We start from the raw sequence: 20,599 nt of genomic DNA, 5'->3' as shown, positions 1-20,599 counted from the left end.
TAGCCCATGAGACTCAAAGTAGGGATGATTTTTAGTTTCTTCGAAAATTTCCAAACGGCTCACCAAGTGATGGCGTGGATAAACGCCAAAGCAACCTACAGAGCCATCGGCATCGACCAATCGTCGGGAAGACGTGAGTCACGTCCCTTTTAGTAGTGTTCAGATCAAATACTACCATAGAGCCTTGATAGGCGTTGAAGTCGTTGAAGTCGTACGGACGATAGGCTACTTCGCCAAGTACTTCTCCCCATTGCTAGTGATAAAGTACGCCAGTTAAGTCAGACCAAACGCAAGATGGATTGAGTTATTGAGATCCTGTTGGGTGTAGATGCGTTTTTCAGGATGAATGAGCAGAGCCTCTTAGCTAGGTTTTCACCTTACACCAAGGTACTGACAATCGGCCAGTCAGCGCACTGGGTGTTGTATTAACGCGGTTTAGCCTACAGGCGCGCTGGCGCGGATATGGTAAGCTAGGCGGTTCAACTTCATGTACAAATGGCAAGAGGAAAAGGCCAAGATGGCGGCCAAACCGATCTACCGTGTAGTGGTTCACCAGCAGGGTGAAATTTGGGATTTATACGTCAGAGAAATATTTCAGAGCGAACTCTGGGGCTTTATTGAAGTCGAGGAGTTTGTCTTTGAAGATGCTTCACGGGTGGTCGTTGATCCTGCGACTGAAAAATTGCAGCGGACCTTTGATGGTGTTAAGCGTAGCTACTTACCGTTAAACGCCATTGTGCGCATTGACGAAGTTGAGCGTGAAGGGCCATTGAAAGCGGTCAAAACCGATGCCCGCGTAGCGGAGTTTCCTCGTCCCTTTCCGTTGCCTCCGCGCGGAGAAGGGTAAGCGTTTGAGACAAGCGCACACCGCTGAACCAAGCGATAAGCGCTGTTGGCTCCGTCCGCCTTGCAGCGTTTTTAATCAGGACATGATGTCATGCACGTAACTAGAATTCGTTTTCGATCTTACGCCGCCGCGGCTGGCGTTTTGCTCAGTGTGGCGAATATGGATGCCCTTGCCCAGTCAGATAATCAGGCGTGGGTGACCGATGAACTTAGCACCTATGTGCGCAGTGGCCCGACCGATGGCTACCGCATTATTGGCACCTTGAATGCGGGTGAACAGGTAGAAGTGCTGGAAACCAGCGGCAACTACACCCGGGTACGCAATAGCGACGGTAATGCGGTTTGGGTATTGAGCGAAGAGCTTCAGCAAACCCCCAGCGCCGTTGAGCAGCTACCCGCATTAGAAGCCCAGGTAGAAGAGCTAACCGCCGAGCTTGAAGGTATCAACGAAGCCTGGGAGCAGCGTGTTGCCTCAATGACGGAGACGTTAGAGGTTCGCGAACGTCGCATTGAAGAGCTTGAAGCGAGAAATCAAGAGCTGGATAGCCAGGCAGAAGCGTCCCGTCAGCAGGTTAGAGGGCTTCAAGCACGCCTTGAGACCCAGGAAGAAGACCTCTTGATGCGCTACTTCATGTATGGCGGCGGTGTTGCCGGCGCAGGTTTATTGGTGGGGTTAATTGTCCCGCACTTGCCGCGTCGGCGTAAAAAGCGTGATCGCTGGTTCTAAAAACGCGTTTACCACTAGCTAAAGGCAGCCGAGCAATGAGTGATCAGTGGCGCAAGCGCTGGCAAGAAGGGCGTATTGGCTTTCACCTGCAGCAGGCACACCCGGCACTGCTGCGTCATTGGGAGTCGCTTGGCGTTGCCACGCACACCAAGGTGCTGGTGCCATTATGTGGCATGAGCCTTGATATGCGCTGGCTAGCGGATAAGGGGCACCCCGTGCTGGGGATTGAATTTGCCCCCGAGGCGATAGAGCAGTTTTTAGACCAGCGCCGCATCCCCGTGTCACGCTACCGCCAGGCGGGTTTCAATATTTCCCGTCAGGGCAGTGTGGAATTGTGGTGCGGGGATTTTTTTCATTTGCACATTCAGCAGGCTGCTGAGATTGGTGCTTTTTATGATCGCGCTTCGCTGATAGCGCTGCCGCCAGCAACACGGCAGCGTTATGCGTTTCATCTTGCTCAGTTAGTGCCGCCTGGTGCAAAAGGTCTGCTGATTAGTTTATCGCACCCCGATGAGAGCGCTGGGCCGCCTTACAGCGTGCCCAATAGTGAAATTGAAAGCCTGTTCACCCCTAACTTCACGCTGACGCTTCTGGAAGAGGGCGGCCCTGATGAGCGCGGCCGAAGTGAAAGTGTTTGGGCACTCGAACGTCGCGGGCCGCGCCTCTAATTCCAGGACCTAACGTGCGAGTAGCCGAGCCAGTTCTGGGTCACTAAAGGCGCGGTTTAAACCATCGCTAAGTAGGTCGCTGAGCATCCGTGTGTTGCTATCAGCGTCGGGCTTTAGGGCATAACCCTGGGTGCGCCGCGAGGTGTAGGTGCCGGTGTAAGTGGTGCCCTGATTGCGGGCGATAGCGCGGAAAACACCTTCAAGACGTGCTTCATCGACTAGCGGCTGGCCGCTGTCGCCACGGGCGTAGTTAAGGCTGGCAAGTTCCAGCGTCAAGCTTGGGCGGCCCTGGGCCTGTTCACTCGTAGGATTAAAGCCCATATCCCGCACGGCGCGCTCAGCTTCTTGCTGTAAACGCGGAATTAGCTCGTGGCTGCTCACGGTGATATGCGCGGTGGACATGCCGCCACCAGCGCGGTTGCCGATAATATCGCTCTCCCGCCCATCTTGAGCAATCACCGTCACCTGCTGGCCTGAACCGACCTGCGGCACCTCTGCGCTGCGCTGGGGGCTAAGCTGCAAATATTGCGGGCTGGCACAACCGGCAAGCCAAACGCTGGCTAGTAGTACGCCTGAAATCCGTAAAAAACGACGCCGAAGCATGGTCTTCCTCCGCTATGGCTAAAACGTCAGTATAACGCGGCCAGCGCCCCGACGGTATGCTCTGTTGACGTGGCTTTGCCAACGACTATTAAGATTATCGTTTCATAAGCAACTGGGCTTGGCTTCTTGAAGGTATATGGGGGGCAAAAGAGGCATTGTGATGACGTATGCAGATCTATTTGAAAACGACGATATGAAGTTGATTAATGTGCTTCCACGGGACGGGGAGGTGTATTACTACGGCAGTATCCTGGATGCTGCGGTGGCTGACTTGTATCTGGATCAATGTGTAGACAGGTTAAGTTGGGAAAATGACCGTGCTTTTATTTACGGGAAAGAAATCGTCACTAAAAGAAAGGTGGCGTGGTACGCGGATCAGCCGGTCTCCTACAAGTACTCTGGATATACCAAAACGGCGCTAGTGTGGCCTGATTTTTTGGGTGACATTAAACAGCAAGTCGAACTTCGCTGCGCAGAAGCCTTCAATTCATGCCTGTGTAATTTTTATAGCGCTGGCGACGAAGGCATGAGTTGGCACAGTGATGGCGAGAAAGAGCTGGTTGAAAATGGCGTAATCGGCGCATTAACACTAGGCGGGGAGAGAAAGTTCTCGTTCAAGCACAAGCAGTCAGGCGAGAGTATTTCGCTTAGTTTGGCGCACGGTAGCCTGTTGATAATGAAGGGCACGACACAGAAAAACTGGCTGCATAGCCTGCCGAAAACAAAGAAAAAAATCGAGCCGCGGGTAAGCCTAACGTTTAGGCAAATGCGCTTCTGAGCTACCCAGATTAAAGCCAAACGCTAGCTGCCTCGCTTGAGGCAGCTAGCGCTTCTGTAGCGTTATGCAACGCGGCTTTGCTCTGTCTCTTTCGATTCCGTCTCGGGGAAGCGTCGCCAGTGGCGGGGGTGGGCGAATAAGCGTTGCCCGCGGCGTAGCGCCAAGTGTTCAAAGTCAGTATGGCGAACGGTGGCCAGCCAAGGCTGGGCAAGCCAATCCGCTTCAAGCTCCACGCGAACTTCCGCGCCCACCGGCGAGATCGCCGTAATGGTGACCGGCAGGTGGCTCTCTGACGTCGGCTGTTCAGTGAGACGCACTTCGTGAGGGCGTAGCAGTAACTCTTGATGACCATCGGGCAGGTCAACGTGCCAATAGGCGTCGCCGCAGGTAAGCACACCGTTCGTTACTTTGCCTTCCAAATGGTTCACGTCGCCCAGAAACTCAAACACAAAGCGGTTTTTAGGCTCGCGATAGAGCTCATCAGGGGTGTCAATCTGCTCAATGCGGCCGTTGCTCATTACTACTACACGGTCAGACAACTCCAGCGCTTCTTCCTGATCATGGGTGACAAAGACGCTGGTGAAATTGAATTCATCATGCAGATGGCGTAGCCAGCGGCGTAACTCTTGACGCACCTTGGCATCCAGAGCGCCAAAGGGCTCATCCAGCAGCAGTACCTCAGGCTCGACGGCCAGGGCGCGTGCCAGCGACACCCGCTGCTGCTGACCGCCTGAAAGCTGGGCAGGGTAGCGATTAGCCAGGTGCTCTAGCTTGACCATTTCGAGCAGCCTATGCACCCGAGCGCGAATCTCACCACTGCTGGGACGGCGTTTGCGCGAGAGTACGGTTAGCCCAAAGGCCACGTTGTCGTAGACGCTCATATGGTGGAACAGCGCATAGTGCTGGAACACAAAGCCAATCCGCCGGTCGCGCACATGCACGTTGGTGACATCGCGGTCGCCAAACAAAATCTTGCTGGGCTGAGCGTTGCTGTCAGCATTTTCCAAGCCGGCAATAATACGCAACAGCGTGGTTTTACCAGAGCCCGAGGGGCCCAGCAGGCCGACCAGTTCGCCTTTGTGAATATCAAGGTCGATCGGCTCTAACGCCTGGGTATTGCCAAAGTGTTTTGCAATGTTTTGTAAGCGAATGCTCATACAAGTGCCTCCTGGTGCGCTGCGCGCCATTCCAGCCCCGCCTTAGCCGCCAGCGTGAGTAGGGCAATCAATGCGAGTAAGGCCGCACAGGCGAACGCCCCCACGGCGTTATAATCCTGATAAAGCTGTTCAAGATGCAGGGGCAACGTGTTGGTTTTACCCCGAATGGCCCCTGAAACGACTGAAACAGCGCCAAATTCACCTACTGCACGGGCGTTGGTGAGGATGACGCCGTAAAGTAATGCCCAGCGAATGTTGGGCAGCGTAACGCGGCGGAACATGGTCCAGCCGGAGGCGCCGAGTGTCACAGCCGCTTCCTCTTCACGGGAGCCCTGGGCCTGCATCAAAGGGATTAATTCACGAGCTACAAAGGGGCAGGTAACAAAAATGGTCACCATTAAAATGCCCGGCCAGGAGAACATTAGCTGGATGTCGTAACTGTCTAACCAGCTGCCTATCCAACCGTTGCGGCCATACAGCAGCAGATAAATAAGCCCCGCCACCACGGGCGACACGGCGAAGGGGATATCGATCAGCGTTTGCAGAAGGCGTCGGCCAGGAAAGCTGAAGCGAGTGACCAGCCACGCCAGCGCAACACCGAAAACCAAGCACACTGGAATGGTTAACAGGGCGATTACAAGCGTCAAACCAATGGCATGCAGAGTAAAAGTGTTGCTGACATTTTCCCAGAACACCAACATGCCCTGGGAAAACGCCTGGGCAAAAATGGCCACCAGCGGTAGCAACAGGAACAGTGCTGAAAGCACCAGGGCGGCGCCTATCAGCAGGCGCCTCATAAGCGGCGCATCACCAATTCGACGCATTACCCCTTACCTCCGTGTAGGCGACGTATGAAACGTCCCTGCCAAACATTGATAGCCAGCAGCAATGTCAGGGAAACAAACAACACCACCGATGCAATCGCTGATGCCCCGGCATAGTCATACTCTTGCAGCTTGACGAAAATCATCAGGGCGGTGATCTCTGTTTCGTAAGGCATATTACCAGCGATAAAGATGATCCCGCCGAACTCGCCTAACGAGCGTACAAACGCAAGCCCAGTGCCGGTGACCAGGGCAGGCCAAATGTGAGGCAGAATAACTCGGCGAAAACCTACGCCATCGGTTGCGCCCAGCGTCATCGCGGCTTCGTCGACCTCGGCGGGCAAGTCTTCTAATACCGGCTGCACGGTACGCACGACAAAAGGGATGCTGGTAAACGCCATCGCCAGGGCAATTCCCACCCAGGTATAGGCGACTTGAAATCCCAAAGGCTCCAACAAACGGCCCATCCAGCCGCTGCTAGCGTACATCGTTGCCAGAGTAATACCCGCCACGGCGGTGGGCAGCGCGAAGGGCAGGTCCATTAGCGCGTCCAACAGCCGCCTGCCGGGAAATTCGTAGCGTACCAGCACCCAGGCCAGCAGCAGGCCAAACACTGCGTTAACCAACGCTGCCACGGCCGCTGCACCAATGGTGACCATATAGCTTGCCACTACGCGGCCTTCGGTGATGATTGCCCAGTATTCGGCCAAGCTAAGTCCTGCTAACTGGCCGAACAGGCCGGTAATCGGCAGTAGTAGCACCAGCGAAATAAACAGCACGCTGATACCCATCGAAAGGCCAAAACCCGGCAGCACGTGAGTGCTGCCGGAGCGCCGGAAGGTGAGTTGACTCATAGTTCAGTATGGCTCATGAGGTGATTAACGACGCTGCAGCTGATCAAGAAGCGCGCCACCCTCAAAGTGGGTCTCCATGGCCTCATCCCAGCTACCAAATACGTCATCTACTTCAAGCAATTCGGTTTTCGGGAATTGGTCGGCGAACTCTTCGACCACCGCCTCGTTATGTACACGATAGTTAAAACCCGCGAGCAGGCGCTGAATTTCTTCGGTATAGAGATACTCAAGGTAGCTTTGCGCTAAATCGCTATTGCCGTTGCGCTCAGCGTTTTCCTCAACAACCGCGACAGGAAACTCGGCTAGAATGCTCACCGGCGGTACGATAACTTCGTAATCATCACTGCCGTATTCACCACGAATATTGTTGACTTCCGACTCAAAGCTGATCAGTACATCGCCGATATTGCGCTCGATAAAGCTGGTGGTTGCTCCACGGCCGCCGGTATCAAACACCGCTACGTTGGCTAAGAAGGTGCGCATGAAGTCTTCAATCTGCTCTTCATCGCCGTCAAATTCGTTCTCGGCAAAGCCCCAGGCAGCTAGATAAGTGTAGCGGCCGTTACCCGACGTTTTCGGATTGGGGAAAACTATTTCGACATCTTCTTTAACCAAGTCGTCCCAGCTTTCGATGCCTTTGGGGTTGTCCTTACGTACAAGGAAGGCGGTCGTGGAGTAATAGGGCGATGCGTTGTTGTCGAACGCATCTTGCCAGTCTTCTGCCACTAGCCCGGCATCTGCAAGTACTTGCACATCGGTGACTTGGTTAAAGGTCACCACATCGGCGCGCAAGCCCTGCAGGATGGCGCGTGCTTGGGCAGAAGAGCCGCCGTGTGATTGGCTAATCTCAACCTCTTCACCGTGCTCTTCTTGCCACCAGGCTTGAAACTCAGGATTAATAGCGGAGAAAAGCTCGCGAGCGATATCATAAGATGAGTTGAGTAGTTCTCGCTCTTGCGCAGCTGCCGTGCCGCTAACACTGACGCCTAAGGCAACCGCCAGTAGACTGCGGCGTAAAATAACAGGTAAGGCCATGAGTAAACTCCTTAGAACGGTAAGCGAACCATATCGCAATAGCGCTAAGGTTAGATCGAGCAATGTGGAATTACAATCATGTTTGATATTCTTTTTTAGAATATGGGTGTGATCTGATGAGCAGCGTCGAGTAGTTTGTTGGCGCTAAGGCTCTGGTAAGATAGGCCAAATTATTGCAAGCCCCCGCTGCCGCTAAGCCGTAATTCGCGTGCGAGTGGGGCGTTTGCACCCGTTGATTGGTTCAGTACTTAGGAATGCAATATGACCGCTGCGCAAGATTGTTTGATTGCCCCGTCTATTTTATCGGCTGATTTTGCCCGCCTGGGCGAAGAAGTGGACAACGTGCTGGCTGCTGGCGCCGATATTGTTCACTTCGATGTGATGGATAATCATTATGTGCCCAACCTCACCATGGGCCCAATGGTTTGCAAAGCGCTACGCAAGCATGGGGTGACAGCGCCGATCGACGTGCATTTAATGGTTAAGCCGGTCGACCGCATGATTAGCGATTTTATTGAAGCGGGCGCCAGCTATATCACCTTCCACCCTGAAGCGTCTGAGCATGTTGACCGTTCGCTGCAGCTAATTCGTGATGGTGGCTGCAAAGCGGGCTTGGTATTCAACCCCGCCACACCGCTTTCCTACCTCGACTATGTGATGGATAAAGTTGATATGGTGTTACTGATGAGCGTCAACCCCGGCTTTGGCGGCCAGTCGTTTATTCCCGCCACGCTCAACAAGCTGCGCGAAGCGCGGGCGCGTATCGATGCCTCAGACTTCGCTATTCGATTAGAAATCGACGGCGGTGTCAAAGTGGATAACATCGCTGAAATTGCTGCTGCGGGCGCTGATACGTTTGTCGCCGGATCTGCCATTTTCAGCGCTCACCAGGCCAGCGACCCCCACGGTTATGACACCGTCATTAAGCAAATGCGTGAGGCGCTGGCAAAGTAACCAGCACACCCCGCCCTGTTTAGTGCAGCTTCATACGCGGTTTTAAGTACCGATTTAGCTTATCCACGACCCATGCGAGTGCCGTCTTCGGCGCTCCATGAATAGACAGCTGGTGCATACGGTAGAGCGACGCATAGGCTTTGCGCGCCAGCCAGCCCTCTAGAAATAGGCCTTTGGACGCGGAACTGCGCATTAAGCTGCCCACCGCGTCGTAACGGGCCAGCGATACCAGCGAACCATAGTCACGGTAGCGAAAATCATGCAGCGGCTTATTGGCTAATTGGTTAACCAGGTTTTTGGCGAGCAGCTTGGCTTGCTGGTGGGCCGCCTGAGCACGCGGGGGCACCACGGCGTTTTCTCCCATAGGGCAGCTGGCGCAGTCACCAAGGGCAAAAATTCTCTCATCGTCGACGCTTTGCAGCGTGGTTTTGACTTCGATCTGGTTTCTCTTATTAGTCGTTAAGCCTAGCTCTGCTAAAAACGGCGGTGCTTTAATGCCCGCCGCCCATACGTTTATATCGGTCTTAATTACGTCACCGTCACCGGTGATTAACTGATGTGCCTGGGCTTCCTTAACGGCGGTACCGGTATGGACGGTCACACCCATACCCTCAAGCTCAGTTTGCACGGTTTGGCTGACCCGCTCAGTAAGCGCTGGCAGTATCCGCGGCGCTGCCTCCAATAGGTGCACGCTGATTTGCTGGTTATCTAACGCCGTGACGCCGTAGGCATTCAGCATGCGCGAGGCATCAAACAGTTCGGCGGCCAGTTCGACCCCCGTCGCGCCGCCGCCCACAATCCCAATCGTTAGCTGGGTGTTTTGGCGTAGTGCTGGATCGGTGTAGCGCAAGAACGTATTGATCATATCGCGCTGAAACGCTTTGGCCTGCTGCGGCGAATCAATAAAGTGGCAGTGCTCCGCCACCCCAGGCGTACCAAAGTCGTTAGAAACGCTGCCTAGTGCCATTACTAGGTAGTCATAGGGAAGCTTGCGGGCGGGTAGCACCTCTTCACCCTCTTCATCATGGATAGGCGCTAGCTGTAGTATTTGCTGCTCGCAATCTATGCCGGTTAGCGAGCCGCGCTGATAGCGATAGAAATGGGCAGATGAATGACCGCGAAAATCCACTTCGTCCATGCTGGCGTTCAGTACGCCAGTGGCCAGTTCGTGTAGCAGCGGTTTCCAAACGTGGGTAGTGTTACGATCCAGCAGTACAATTTCAGCGCGTTTGTGCTTGCCTAGTTGACGCCCCAGCCGCGTGGCGAGCGCTAGCCCGCCTGCTCCGCCACCAACAATCACGATTCTGGATGTGCCCATATAACTATCTCCTTAACTAAACAAGCGCTAGCATAAAAGGTTCTTTCGCTACTGACGAATGCAAACAGTGCGGCTTGGGCGGGTGAGAGGGTTGGCTAACGTGAAAAACGCAGAGGACATTGCAGGTGAATTCAAAACCCTATTCAGCACTCCATTCAGTCCTTCAAGGTAAACGCCTGATTGCGTTTGACTTGGATGGCACGCTGATCGATTCCGTGCCGGACCTTGCGGTGGCCGTGCAAAAGACGCTGGAAGCGTTGTCGCTGCCCTTACCAAAAGAAGCCGAGGTGCGCGATTGGGTTGGCAATGGTGCGCCGGTACTGATTGAAAGAGCCCTCACTTGGGCCTTGCAAGCGAGGCCGGAAGCCGAACTACAAAAGCGCGCCTACGATGCCTTTATAACGCACTACAGTGCAGCACCTGATACGCTGACGACGCTCTATCCGGGAGTCAAGCAAGCGCTTCAGGCGCTGCATCAGCAGGGTATGATCTTGGTGCTGATCACCAATAAACCCGAGCGCTTTATTGAGCCGTTGTTAAGTCACTTCGAACTGCTGGACTATTTCACCCTTTGGCTCGGCGGCGATTCACTGGCGGAAAAAAAGCCTCATCCGTTGCCGCTGCTTCATGCCGCCCAAACCTGCCAGATTCCACCTGCGGCATGTGTGATGGTGGGCGACTCCCGTCACGATATTGCCGCCGGTAAGGCTGCCGGCTTTGCGACAGTGGCGCTGCCCTATGGCTATAATCACGGCGAGCCGATTGAAAACAGTCAGCCGGACCTGCTGCTCGCTTCGTTATCGGCACTATTGTGTAGCCCCGCCTAAGGCGGCATGCATCACTTCAGCGTTGTGGCGTAGCAGGGCAGCGTAATTGGCCGCCGGGCCGTCAGTTTTACTTAGTGAATCGACGTAAAGCGGGCCTGCCAGGGGGATGGAGGCCTCTCTCGCCAAGGCATCCATATGAATGTCGGGGGTGGTGCTTTCATAAAACAGCGCCGACGGGCGCTTCTCGGCAAGGTGTTTGCTCATATTAGCCATGGCCTCGGCGCTGCCTTGGGTTTCATGATTGACTCCCCAAATACTCAGCGTTTCAAATGCGAAGGCGCGGGCAAAATAGCCAAAGCCTGCTTCACTGGTTAGTAGCGTGCGGTTGGTTTGGGGAATGCCTTCTAGCCGCTCTTTTACCGCCTGGTTGAGTGCTATGAGCGCTTCGCGTGCCTCCTCCGCACGGGCATAAAAGGCATCGGCCTGGTCGGGTTGGTGTTCAGCCAAGGTCTCAGCAATCACATCAATATAAGCCGCAGCCCCTAGTGGGTCCATCCACATATGCGGGTCAGGCTCGCCTGCATACTCGCCGTTGGGTATTGTCAGCGCTGGATAATCGGCTTTTTCAGCCACGCCCACGAGGGTAAGCTGGTCGTCAGACATCGCTTCGATATGGCGTATCCACGGCTCTAAGCCCAGTCCGTTATAAAACACGATATGGGTCTCTTCCAGAGCGAGCACGTCGGGCGGCGTTAACTCCCAGCGGTGTACATCTTCCCCCCGAGGCACGATCACGTTGACGTTAACCGTGTCACCCGCTACCCGTTTGACGAACTCTTCCATGACTGAGAAAGACGTCATTACGCGTAACGTCGAGTTGGCATAGGCTGGCGTAACGCTCATCAGCACGGCGAAGAACAGCGTACCCATCCACCAGGTGACCCGCTTAAACATCCTACGCTCCTAACTGTCTTGATAGCCGTTTTAGAGCCATCGAACTTAAAAACGATCGAACTTAAAAAACGATCAAAAAAAGATGGCAGATAATAAAGACTGCAATGGCCCGTTGCCAGTGCTAATACAACGTAAACGATACGGATATAACCCCAGTGAAGTTTTCCCCAATAGTCAATCGCTACTATGCTAAACAGCATTACTTTCTTAAGCATAGCGTGCCTTATGACTGGCCCAATAGCTTCTTGTTTTTAACCTCGCCGCCATTTTTAAGCTTTTCGATTGAGGCAATGGCCGGTCGGTTCACCCTGCGCGACACTTAACCCCTGCAAGGCAGTGCTCGGTTGCGGTATCATCAATGAATTAGCGGTTTCATCTGTGGTCGGTATGACGCAACGGAGTAGGTGAAGCAATGGCGCAAGCCCATTCGGTACAGCAACAGCCAGTGCAAGAGCGGTCAGTGCACAAAGTGATGATGATCGATAATTACGACAGCTTCACGTTCAATATAGTCCAATACCTGGGTGAGCTGGGCGTTGAAGTGGTCACTTATCTCAATGACAGCATCACCATTGAGCAAATTGAAGCGCTGGCGCCGACGCACCTGATTGTGTCGCCAGGGCCCTGCACGCCCAGCGAGGCCGGCATCTCCATGGCCGCCATCGAATACTTTGCCGGCAAGTTACCCATTCTAGGCGTTTGCCTGGGCCATCAGGCTATTGGCCAGGTCTACGGTGGTAACGTCGTACGTGCCCCAGACGTTATGCACGGAAAAACTTCGGCTGTGTTGCACGCCAATCAAGGGGTCTTCGAAGGGCTAAGTAATCCCGTGGAAGTCACTCGTTACCACTCGCTGGTGGTCGACAAAGTAAGCCTGCCCGACTGTTTGCAAGTCACCGCATGGACAGGTGATGACGACGTAACACCCGGTTTGATAATGGGCTTGCGCCACCGTGAATTGAATATCGAAGGGGTGCAGTTTCACCCTGAGTCGATTCTTACCCGCCAAGGCCATGCGCTGTTGGCCAACTTTTTAAAACGCGGCTAATGGCCGGTTTCACACGCTTTTAGGGGCCCCTCTGCTCATGCAAATGCGAGACGCGATTAATGCGGTGATGCGCCGCGAAGACCTCTCTTTCGATGCCATGCACGCCTTGATGCGCCAAATCATGACGGGCGATGCCAGTGACGCGCAAATTGGTGGCCTGCTGGTCGGTTTGGCCATGAAGGGTGAAAGCGCCGTTGAAATTAGCGCCGCCGCCGAGGTAATGCGCGAACTGATGAAGCGCGTTGAACTGGATGCCGAAAACGTGGTGGATATCGTCGGCACCGGCGGCGATGGCGCTAATTTATTCAATGTTTCCACCGCCGCTAGCTTTGTCGCCGCTGCAGCGGGCGCCCACGTGGCCAAACACGGTAACCGCAGCGTATCGTCGTCATCCGGCAGTGCGGATTTATTCGATGTGGCGGGTATCTACCTGGACCTAAAACCGGAAGAAGTCGCGCGCTGCATCGAGCAGGTAGGCGTAGGCTTTATGTTTGCCCCTAATCATCACCCGGCCATGCGTCACGCGATTGGCCCGCGGCGTGAAATGGGCGTGCGCACGCTGTTTAATATTTTGGGGCCGTTAACCAACCCCGCGGGCGCACCCAATCAAGTGCTGGGCGTTTACGCGCCTGAGCTGGTGCCGCTGATGGCGGACGTGCTACAAACGCTGGGTAGCCGCCATGTAATGGTGGTGCATTCAGAGGACGGCCTGGACGAAATATCTCTGGCGACGCCGACCTTGGTCGCCGAGCTTAAAGATGGCGAAATTACCCAGTACACGATTACGCCGGAACAGCTGGGTATTGAGCGTCAAAGCTTGGCAACGCTTAAAGCTGCCAGCGCGGAAGACAGCCTGCGTCTGGTGAAAGCCGCGTTGGCCGGGGAGGGCGCTGCCGCCGATATTGTAGCCCTAAACGCAGGCGCCGCCATTTACTGTTCGGGGGTAGCTGATACGTTGAAAGAGGGCGTGATGGTGGCCCAGGATGCCCAAGCATCCAAACTGCCGCTAGAGAAGCTCAAAGAGCTTTCGCACTTCACCAGCGTTTTTAAGCAGTAGGTTTTTAAGCAGATCGTTTTTAAACAGACCGTTTTGAAGAACAAGAGATCATCATGACTCAACAGGCAACGCCGACGATTTTAACGCGCATTCTGGCCCGCAAAGAACAGGAAGTGGCCCAGCGCCGCCAAGCTGTTTCAGAAGCCGATCTGCTCGCCTTAGGCGATAAGCAGAGTGCTCCCCGTGGTTTTATCGAAGCCCTGAATACCTGCATTGCCACCGGTGATCCGGCGGTTATCGCCGAGATCAAAAAGGCATCGCCTTCAAAAGGCGTTATTCGCGAGGAGTTTCACCCGGCGGACATCGCTAAAAGCTATGCCCAAGGCGGTGCGGCTTGCCTGTCGGTGCTTACCGACGCTGATTTTTTTCAGGGCCACGAAGACTATCTGATTGCCGCCCGGGACGTCTGCACGTTACCGGTGATTCGCAAGGACTTTATTACCCACGGCTACCAAGTGTGTGAAGCCCGTGCGATTGGCGCGGACTGCATTCTGCTTATTGTGGCTGCGCTGGATGACGCACAGCTACGTGACCTGAATCAGCAGGCCAAACAGCTGGGTATGGATGTGTTGGTGGAGGTTCACGACGCCAATGAGCTAGAGCGCGCTCTAGCGCTGGATCTACAGCTGGTAGGTATCAATAACCGCGATTTACATACCTTTGAAACCAGCTTGAGCACCACGCTTGAGCTGTTGCCGCGTATCCCTGACGGCGTCACGGTGATTACTGAGTCGGGTATCCACACCCGCGATGACGTTGAGCTAATGCGCGACCATAACGTCAACGGCTTCTTAGTGGGCGAGGTGTTTATGCGCGAAAGCGACCCAGGCCTAGCGCTTAAGCAGCTTTTTTTCTAACCTGCCCGCTTCATGCACACAAGCAGCGCCTGAAGCGGGTGCGGTAGCACTTGTTCCGAGTAGCGCTTCACCTGGCTGCGGCAGGAGTAGCCGGTGGCCAGCAATTTGCCTGCGTTTTCTTCGGCTTCCACTTGGGGTTGCCAGGATTGGGCGTAGATGGTTTTTGACGTAGCGGCGTTGCGGGTTTCATGGCCGTAGGTGCCCGACATGCCGCAGCAGCCGCTCGCCATCAGTTCAAGCTCTAACCCAAACGCTGCGAATACCTGCTGCCACGCCTTGGGGCTACCTGGTGCATTAGTTTTCTCAGTGCAGTGGGAAAGCAGCTTAAAGCCCGGGTCGGTTAGCTTAAGCTGACTGGGCGCCAGGGTATTGATGCGGGTCGCGAGCCATTCCTGCAGCATCAACACATCCGGCACCGCGTCTTCGCCTAGCGCTTTAATGTACTCCTGGCGGTAGGTGAGCGTCATCGCCGGGTCGATGCCTACCATGGGGATATCAAAACGAGCTAGGGTGCGCAGCCGTTCAGCCTGCTTGGCGGCGGCACGCTCGAAAGCGCCTAAAAAGCCCTGTACCTGGAGCGGTTTGCCGTTAGCTGAGTAGGGCATCACAAACACGCGTAGGTTGAGGCGCGAGAGTAGCTCGACGACATCCATCACCAACTTGGCTTCAAAGTGAGTGGTGAAGGCATCCTGAACAATAATCACGCTGTTGGAGCGCTGCTGATCAGTTAACAGGGCCAGCGAGAGCGGGGTTGCCTCGGCGACTCCCCAAGCCGTTAGCTGTTTTTTAACACTGGCTCGTGAAAGCGCCGGGGAGTCGCTCATGCCCAGCGTGCGACGCATCAGTTTTTCCACCCAGCGCTGGCCAATCACCGCGTTATACAGCGGCGCGATGTTAGCCAGTGTGGGTAGCATAAACTCAGTGCCGCCAACCACGTAGTCCCGCACTGGGCGCAGGTATCGGCCGTGGTAGACCTCCAAGAACTGCGAACGGAACTGCGGTACGTTGACCTTAATGGGGCACTGCCCCGCGCAGGATTTACACGCCAGGCAGCCCGCCATGGCGTCATAAACTTCATGGGAGTAGTCGTGGTGCTGCTTGCGGCTTAAGCTGTTTGCCACCCGCAGCGGGAAACTTTTAATGAAGCCCCAGCCGCCCTCAGCTTTTTTCTTGCGTGACTCTTCCACCACATCGATACCCGCCTGTGACTGCAATCGCAGCCACTCGCGGATTAAACTGGCGCGGCCATTGGGCGAGTGGCGGCGGTCCCGCGTGGCTTTCCATGACGGGCACATTGGGTCGTCTACATCGTAGTTGTAGCAGGCGCCGTTGCCGTTGCAGTACACCGCGGCGTCATAGGACTGCCAGGCACGTTCATCGATGGTGCGGTCAAACTGGCCGCGCATAGGCACGCCATCGACTGCTAATAAATTAGGGTCGCTATCCTTGGCGATTAGCTCGCCGCTTTCGGATGGTGAGGCAATTTTGCCGGGATTAAGCTGATTAAAGGGGTCAAACGCCGCTTTGACCCGTTGCAGGCTGGGGTAGAGTTCGCCAAAGAATTTGGGGCCGTACTCAGAACGCACGCCCTTGCCGTGTTCGCCCCATAGCAGGCCACCGTATTTCTGGGTCAGCGCGACGACTTCATCAGAGATTTCGCGAATCAGCGCTTCCTGAGCGGGGTCTTTCATATCCAGCGCCGGGCGCACGTGCAGAACCCCGGCATCCACATGGCCAAACATCCCGTAGGAGAGGCCGCGAGCGTCCAGCGCGGCACGAAACTCGGCGATGAAGTCGGCCAAATGCTCAGGCGGTACCGCGGTATCTTCCACAAATGCAATCGGCCGCTTTTCGCCCTGCACGTTGCCTAGCAGGCCTACCGAGCGTTTGCGCATGGCATAGACTTTCTGGATCTGCCCACGCCCTTCGGCCAGGGTGTAGCCCAGGCGCTCAACGGTGGCGTCTTGGCTTAGATGATCGGTGAAAGCGCGCACTCGTTCGGCGAGGGCGGCCTCATCGTCGCCATTAAACTCAATCAGGTTAATACCGCGAATGGGCGTGTTACCAGCGGGGAAAAATGCTGCCACGCTGTCCCAAACAAAGTCCTCCATCGCGAGTTCAAGCACCGTGTCATCCACAGTTTCTATGGAGGTGGGCTGCGCCGGGCTGGCCTTTAAGGCATTGGCATCCCGCAACGCGTCCATAAAGCTGGTATAGCGCACATTAACCAGGATGGAGTGTTTAGGAATCGGCAGCACATTGAGTACGGCTTCGTTCAAAAAGCCCAACGAGCCTTCCGAGCCGCACAGCAGGCTGTTGAGGTTGAGCTGTCCTTCATTATCGCGCAGATGGGCCAGGTCGTAGCCGGTTAAGCAACGGTTGAGCGGCGGGAATTTTGCTTCGATCAAGTCGCGCTGCTGGTCGATAATCTCCGCGGCGGTAGTATGCACGCGGCCGATAATGCCTTCCTGCTGGCGCTCAGCCTGCTCTTCCTCCGGCGTTAAAGCGTAGCTGTGCAGGTGCGTTCCGCCGATCAGAACGGTGTCGAGTTCCAGCACGTGGTCGCGGGTTTTGCCGTATTCACAGCTGCCCTGGCCGCTGGAATCGGTAGCGATCATCCCGCCAATGGTGGCGCGGTTAGAGGTCGAAAGCTCTGGCGCAAAGAACAGCCCGTGAGGTTTAAGGGCGGCGTTGAGCTGGTCTTTTACCACCCCTGCCTGGACACGTACGCGGCGATTCTCAACATCGATGTCGACAATCCGATTCATGTGACGAGAAACATCGACCACAATGCCGTCGGTTAACGACTGGCCATTGGTGCCGGTGCCGCCGCCGCGGGGCGTTAACACAATACTCCGGTGGGTGGTTTGCGCGGCAAGCCGGGCGAGGCGCTCAATATCTTCGGCATGCTTGGGGTAGACCGCCGCCTGGGGCAGGCGCTGGTAAATCGAGTTATCCGTCGCCAGCACCGTGCGGTTAGCGTAATCAGGCGCTATTTCGCCTTCAAAGCCACGCGTTTTGAGGGCTTGTAGAAACCGTACATAGTCGCTGCCCAGGCGTTCAAAAGGGGCGGTACGTGTGTCTAGAGATGCAATCATAGGTGATTTAGCCGTCAGTGCCGGGAGCGCGATAAAGGAAGATGACTACTTTACCGCAGCAGCTCGTCAGCTGCATCTCACAGTAGCGTTCTACTCCCCGCTTTATTGCTTCTCTTATGCTTCACCCAAGGCCTCTTTTACCAATGCTAATGAGGTGTCTGACATTGGCAGTGCTAAGGCCAGCTGGTGGGCGCGGGGTGACATTTTACGCCACGTCATCTGCACAATCCGCACTAAATGGTCATGCTCAATCTTGCGCGAGAAATCGGCAAAGTAGTTCTCCAAAAACACCAGACAGGCGCAATCTTCCAGCGCCTGTACATCGGGGTCGCGGCCCAGGCCTTTTTTGCCAATCATCGCTATGACGCGTTGAGCATCCTCGGCGCTATAACCGGCTTCCTGCATCAATTGGGCGGTGGTCTCGCCCGCACGTTTTCCCTGGTCGCGTCGCCAAGTGAGATAACCGACACGGCCTTCAGGATACTCATCACGGGGGACTAACCAGCGCTGCAGGTGCTGGGCGCGCACGGCCAAACGCAGCACGTCGTCCGGAGCGTCATGCACGTGGCCTAACCAATCGCTCATGCGCTGGGCATAGGCCAGTTCCTGGGGCATGGATGTGCCATCGGCGAGGGTGGTGGAACGCGGGTCCTCGGCGTGCAAGGCGTCGATGGCGGCGAGCGTTTGATCAAAAGCAGTAGACATGGCAATAGTGCTCGGCTAGAAATAATACTAATAGGTTGCCGAGAAACCGCTTGAATCACAACTCTATACGCTTGCTGGCTGACACCGCCATGGCTCCCCGCCGCTCTTTTGCCTACAATAGAAGTCTTTCTGCACGTGCATTGGCGCGTTGCTTTTATTGTTTTCAGGCCAAGGGAAAGGATTCATGCTCGATCCGAAACTGCTGCGCGGTGATCTTGACACGGTTGCTCAACAACTGGCCCGGCGGGGCTTTGTGCTTGATAAAGAGGAGTTACAGGCGCTGGAGTCACGGCGCCGCGAGCTGCAAACGCAAACTGAGCAGCTGCAAAACGAGCGCAATATGCGCTCCAAAGCGATTGGTAAGGCCAAGGCCAATGGTGATGATATTCAGCCGTTGCTGGATGAAGTCAGCGATTTAGGTGATCGTCTGGATAAAGCCAAGCGCGAGCTGGCCGACGTTCAGGACGAGTGGGAAAACGCCATTAGCGGCATCCCCAGCCTTCCCCACGAAAGCGTGCCGGAAGGCAAAAGCGAAGACGATAACGTTGAACTGCACCGCTGGGGCACGCCGCGAGAGTTTGATTTTAAAGTGTTGGATCACGTTGACCTGGGCAAGAAGTCGGGGTACCTCGATTTTGAGTTGGCGGCTAAAATCACTGGCGCCCGCTTTGCGGTAATGCGCGGGCCAATTGCGCGCCTACATAGGGCATTGGCGCAGTTTATGCTGGATACCCAAACCGAGCAGCACGGCTACGAAGAGTGCTACGTGCCCTATATGGTCAATCGCGATTCGTTAATGGGCACCGGTCAGCTGCCGAAGTTTGGCGAAGATTTGTTCAAGCTGGACGATGAGCGCGATTACCACCTGATTCCCACTTCAGAAGTACCGCTGACCAACTTTGTACGCGATGAAATCGTTGAGCAGGCGGCCTTGCCGATGAAACTCACCGCGCATACGCCCTGTTTCCGCTCCGAGGCAGGCTCACACGGGCGCGATACCCGCGGTATGATCCGCCAGCACCAGTTCGATAAAGTCGAAATGGTGCAGATCGTGGAACCAGAGAAAAGCTACGAGGCGCTGGAAGAAATGCGTGGCCATGCCGAGGCAATCCTGCAGGCGCTGGAATTGCCGTACCGCGTGGTAACGCTGTGCACGGGGGATATGGGCTTCGGGGCGACAAAAACTTATGATTTGGAAGTGTGGCTGCCCAGCCAGGAGACTTACCGGGAGATCTCTTCGGTGTCTAACTGCGAAGACTTCCAGGCGCGGCGGATGCAGGCGCGTTACCGCCATCCCGATATGAAAAAGCCCCAGCTGTTGCATACCCTGAACGGCTCGGGCTTGGCAGTGGGGCGTTGCCTGCTGGCGGTACTTGAAAACCACCAGCAGGCGGATGTCTCGGTGACTATTCCTGAGCCGCTTCGCCGCTATCTGGGCGGTCTGGAGCGGCTGGCCCTTTAAGCGCCCACTCAACGCTAACCCCGGCATCAATGCGGATGGTGCCGGGGCGATACTCGCTGGCGGCACCGGATTGACCACCAGCGGCATCGCTTTCTGCCCGCATCGCCATCATGCGCGGCTGGAAGATAGGTGATTGTGTCTCTTCAATGCGCTGCACAGGGCCCAGTTCGGCATCTAAGCTGTCGGCCATTAGGTTTGCTTTGTGTTGCGCTTTTTCTAACGCTTTAACCAACGCTTCATCCGTAGCTGCCTCGCGGTCTTGTAGATCAAACTGCACGCCATCCAATGAGTTCACTCCAGCTGCGATTAGCGCATCTAATACCTCGCTTAACTGATCAAGATCGGTTAACTCGACGGTGATAGGGCGCTCTAGGCGTGTGCGCTGGAGTGTCTCATGTTCGCCCTCTTCGTTGCGGGGTCCTTGAATTTGCTCGGGGTAAACGTTTAACGAGCCCGCACTGATAGCGTTGCGTTCCAAGCCGGTGGCTCCCATCTTCTCGATTAATTCGCTGGCGCGGGCCTCTAAGCGCTTTCGGGCGTCACTAAGTGCGCTACTATCGCTTTCTTCCAGGGTAGAAAGGGCGGGCGTGTTTTCCCACAGCCGCGCATTCAGTGTGGCTTTATCGGGCGCGACTTCTACCCACGACTGCGCTTGAACATGTAGGCTAGGTTGCGTTGAGGGTGAAGGCGAAGCGTGCGCGAAAGGCGCGCTCAATAGGGCCAATAAGGCGCCGCCTAGCAAGCCGTAGCCGAGCAGTTGAGTGCGAAGCTTTTGAGCGAATGGCTGTTGAGACGCTGGTTTTATAGGGCTAGATCTTTGATAGACAGAGGTTAATACGGTCATAAATGACTTCCTTAATGAGCAGGTGGGGCCTGCAAGTTAATAC

At 55.3% G+C, this 20,599-nt stretch carries 20 protein-coding genes; 10 read left to right on the top strand and 10 right to left on the bottom strand.

Annotation, left to right across the window (positions count from 1 at the left end; all coding sequences use genetic code 11):
• The first annotated feature begins 517 nt into the window (after positions 1 to 517).
• The 3 genes from RZA33_RS13310 (at position 518) to RZA33_RS13300 (ending at position 2,241) form a co-directional block, all read left to right on the top strand.
• Positions 518 to 847, top strand: coding sequence for a DUF1820 family protein (locus tag RZA33_RS13310; protein ID WP_035583969.1), 330 nt, complete (start codon positions 518 to 520; stop codon positions 845 to 847).
• A 90-nt stretch (positions 848 to 937) separates the two neighbouring features.
• Positions 938 to 1,573, top strand: coding sequence for a TIGR04211 family SH3 domain-containing protein (locus RZA33_RS13305; protein ID WP_317508199.1), 636 nt, complete (start codon positions 938 to 940; stop codon positions 1,571 to 1,573).
• Positions 1,574 to 1,608: 35 nt separating this feature from the next.
• Positions 1,609 to 2,241, top strand: a complete 633-nt coding sequence (locus RZA33_RS13300) for a thiopurine S-methyltransferase (RefSeq protein WP_317508198.1) — start codon at positions 1,609 to 1,611, stop codon at positions 2,239 to 2,241.
• A 9-nt stretch (positions 2,242 to 2,250) separates the two neighbouring features.
• Here the strand turns inward: RZA33_RS13300 and RZA33_RS13295 are convergent, their stop codons facing one another.
• The gene (locus RZA33_RS13295; protein WP_317508197.1) at positions 2,251 to 2,844 is read right to left on the bottom strand and encodes a YajG family lipoprotein; all 594 of its coding nucleotides are present in this window, start codon (positions 2,842 to 2,844) and stop codon (positions 2,251 to 2,253) included.
• Positions 2,845 to 3,004: 160 nt separating this feature from the next.
• On the opposite strand from RZA33_RS13295, the gene RZA33_RS13290 reads away from it, so the two are divergent.
• Positions 3,005 to 3,622 (top strand): alpha-ketoglutarate-dependent dioxygenase AlkB family protein, encoded by a 618-nt coding sequence (locus tag RZA33_RS13290; protein WP_317508196.1) that lies wholly within the window; start codon positions 3,005 to 3,007, stop codon positions 3,620 to 3,622.
• A 62-nt stretch (positions 3,623 to 3,684) separates the two neighbouring features.
• On the opposite strand, the gene RZA33_RS13285 is transcribed toward RZA33_RS13290, so the two are convergent.
• Genes RZA33_RS13285 through cysP form a run of 4 tightly spaced genes read right to left on the bottom strand, consistent with a single transcriptional unit; the run spans position 3,685 to position 7,492 of the window.
• Positions 3,685 to 4,779, bottom strand: coding sequence for a sulfate/molybdate ABC transporter ATP-binding protein (locus RZA33_RS13285; RefSeq protein ID WP_317508195.1), 1,095 nt, complete (start codon positions 4,777 to 4,779; stop codon positions 3,685 to 3,687).
• Positions 4,776 to 5,603 (bottom strand): sulfate ABC transporter permease subunit CysW, encoded by an 828-nt coding sequence (gene cysW, locus RZA33_RS13280; RefSeq protein ID WP_317508194.1) that lies wholly within the window; start codon positions 5,601 to 5,603, stop codon positions 4,776 to 4,778. Before cysW ends, RZA33_RS13285 begins: the two co-directional genes overlap by 4 nt.
• On the bottom strand, positions 5,603 to 6,457 hold the full coding sequence (gene cysT / locus RZA33_RS13275) for a sulfate ABC transporter permease subunit CysT (protein ID WP_317508193.1): 855 nt from the start codon (positions 6,455 to 6,457) through the stop codon (positions 5,603 to 5,605). Before cysT ends, cysW begins: the two co-directional genes overlap by 1 nt.
• Positions 6,458 to 6,481: 24 nt before the next feature.
• A complete protein-coding gene (gene cysP / locus RZA33_RS13270; protein WP_317508192.1) occupies positions 6,482 to 7,492 on the bottom strand; it encodes a thiosulfate ABC transporter substrate-binding protein CysP in 1,011 nt (336 codons plus the stop codon).
• Positions 7,493 to 7,753: 261 nt separating this feature from the next.
• Between cysP and rpe the strand changes: the two genes are divergently transcribed.
• Positions 7,754 to 8,446, top strand: coding sequence for a ribulose-phosphate 3-epimerase (rpe, locus tag RZA33_RS13265; protein ID WP_317508191.1), 693 nt, complete (start codon positions 7,754 to 7,756; stop codon positions 8,444 to 8,446).
• A gap of 19 nt (positions 8,447 to 8,465) precedes the next feature.
• Here rpe and RZA33_RS13260 read toward each other — a convergent pair whose 3' ends face one another.
• Positions 8,466 to 9,764, bottom strand: coding sequence for an NAD(P)/FAD-dependent oxidoreductase (locus tag RZA33_RS13260; RefSeq protein ID WP_317508190.1), 1,299 nt, complete (start codon positions 9,762 to 9,764; stop codon positions 8,466 to 8,468).
• A 125-nt stretch (positions 9,765 to 9,889) separates the two neighbouring features.
• On the opposite strand from RZA33_RS13260, the gene RZA33_RS13255 reads away from it, so the two are divergent.
• On the top strand, positions 9,890 to 10,591 hold the full coding sequence (locus RZA33_RS13255; protein ID WP_416337867.1) for a phosphoglycolate phosphatase: 702 nt from the start codon (positions 9,890 to 9,892) through the stop codon (positions 10,589 to 10,591).
• Here the strand turns inward: RZA33_RS13255 and RZA33_RS13250 are convergent.
• Positions 10,571 to 11,485, bottom strand: a complete 915-nt coding sequence (locus tag RZA33_RS13250; RefSeq protein WP_317508188.1) for a metal ABC transporter substrate-binding protein — start codon at positions 11,483 to 11,485, stop codon at positions 10,571 to 10,573. The two genes, RZA33_RS13255 and RZA33_RS13250, sit on opposite strands and share 21 nt — an antisense overlap.
• A 412-nt stretch (positions 11,486 to 11,897) precedes the next feature.
• Between RZA33_RS13250 and RZA33_RS13245 the strand changes: the two genes are divergently transcribed.
• From RZA33_RS13245 to trpC, 3 genes are read left to right on the top strand one after another with little or no spacing between them, the layout of a single operon-like run.
• On the top strand, positions 11,898 to 12,533 hold the full coding sequence (locus tag RZA33_RS13245) for an aminodeoxychorismate/anthranilate synthase component II (RefSeq protein ID WP_317508187.1): 636 nt from the start codon (positions 11,898 to 11,900) through the stop codon (positions 12,531 to 12,533).
• A 37-nt stretch (positions 12,534 to 12,570) separates the two neighbouring features.
• On the top strand, positions 12,571 to 13,590 hold the full coding sequence (gene trpD, locus RZA33_RS13240) for an anthranilate phosphoribosyltransferase (protein WP_317508186.1): 1,020 nt from the start codon (positions 12,571 to 12,573) through the stop codon (positions 13,588 to 13,590).
• A 53-nt stretch (positions 13,591 to 13,643) separates the two neighbouring features.
• The gene (gene trpC / locus RZA33_RS13235; RefSeq protein WP_317508185.1) at positions 13,644 to 14,447 is read left to right on the top strand and encodes an indole-3-glycerol phosphate synthase TrpC; all 804 of its coding nucleotides are present in this window, start codon (positions 13,644 to 13,646) and stop codon (positions 14,445 to 14,447) included.
• On the opposite strand, the gene RZA33_RS13230 is transcribed toward trpC, so the two are convergent.
• Both RZA33_RS13230 and RZA33_RS13225 read right to left on the bottom strand, forming a co-directional pair.
• Positions 14,444 to 17,545: an FAD-binding and (Fe-S)-binding domain-containing protein gene (locus RZA33_RS13230; RefSeq protein ID WP_317508184.1), complete on the bottom strand. Its 3,102-nt coding sequence runs from the start codon at positions 17,543 to 17,545 to the stop codon at positions 14,444 to 14,446. The two genes, trpC and RZA33_RS13230, sit on opposite strands and share 4 nt — an antisense overlap.
• Before the next feature lie 114 nt (positions 17,546 to 17,659).
• Complete coding sequence (locus tag RZA33_RS13225) at positions 17,660 to 18,250, bottom strand: DUF4202 domain-containing protein (protein ID WP_317508183.1); 591 nt, start codon at positions 18,248 to 18,250, stop codon at positions 17,660 to 17,662.
• Positions 18,251 to 18,434: 184 nt separating this feature from the next.
• Here RZA33_RS13225 and serS point away from each other — a divergent pair, with 184 nt between their 5' ends.
• A complete protein-coding gene (gene serS, locus RZA33_RS13220) occupies positions 18,435 to 19,712 on the top strand; it encodes a serine--tRNA ligase (protein WP_317508182.1) in 1,278 nt (425 codons plus the stop codon).
• Here serS and RZA33_RS13215 read toward each other — a convergent pair.
• Positions 19,657 to 20,556 (bottom strand): SIMPL domain-containing protein, encoded by a 900-nt coding sequence (locus RZA33_RS13215; protein WP_317508181.1) that lies wholly within the window; start codon positions 20,554 to 20,556, stop codon positions 19,657 to 19,659. The two genes, serS and RZA33_RS13215, sit on opposite strands and share 56 nt — an antisense overlap.
• Between the last annotated feature and the right edge of the window lie 43 nt (positions 20,557 to 20,599).

The organism is Halovibrio sp. HP20-59, from assembly GCF_033052795.2.
Classification (GTDB): Bacteria; Pseudomonadota; Gammaproteobacteria; order Pseudomonadales; family Halomonadaceae; genus Vreelandella.
Note: the sequence above shows the minus strand (reverse complement) of the source record. Positions and strands in the feature narration are given on the sequence as shown.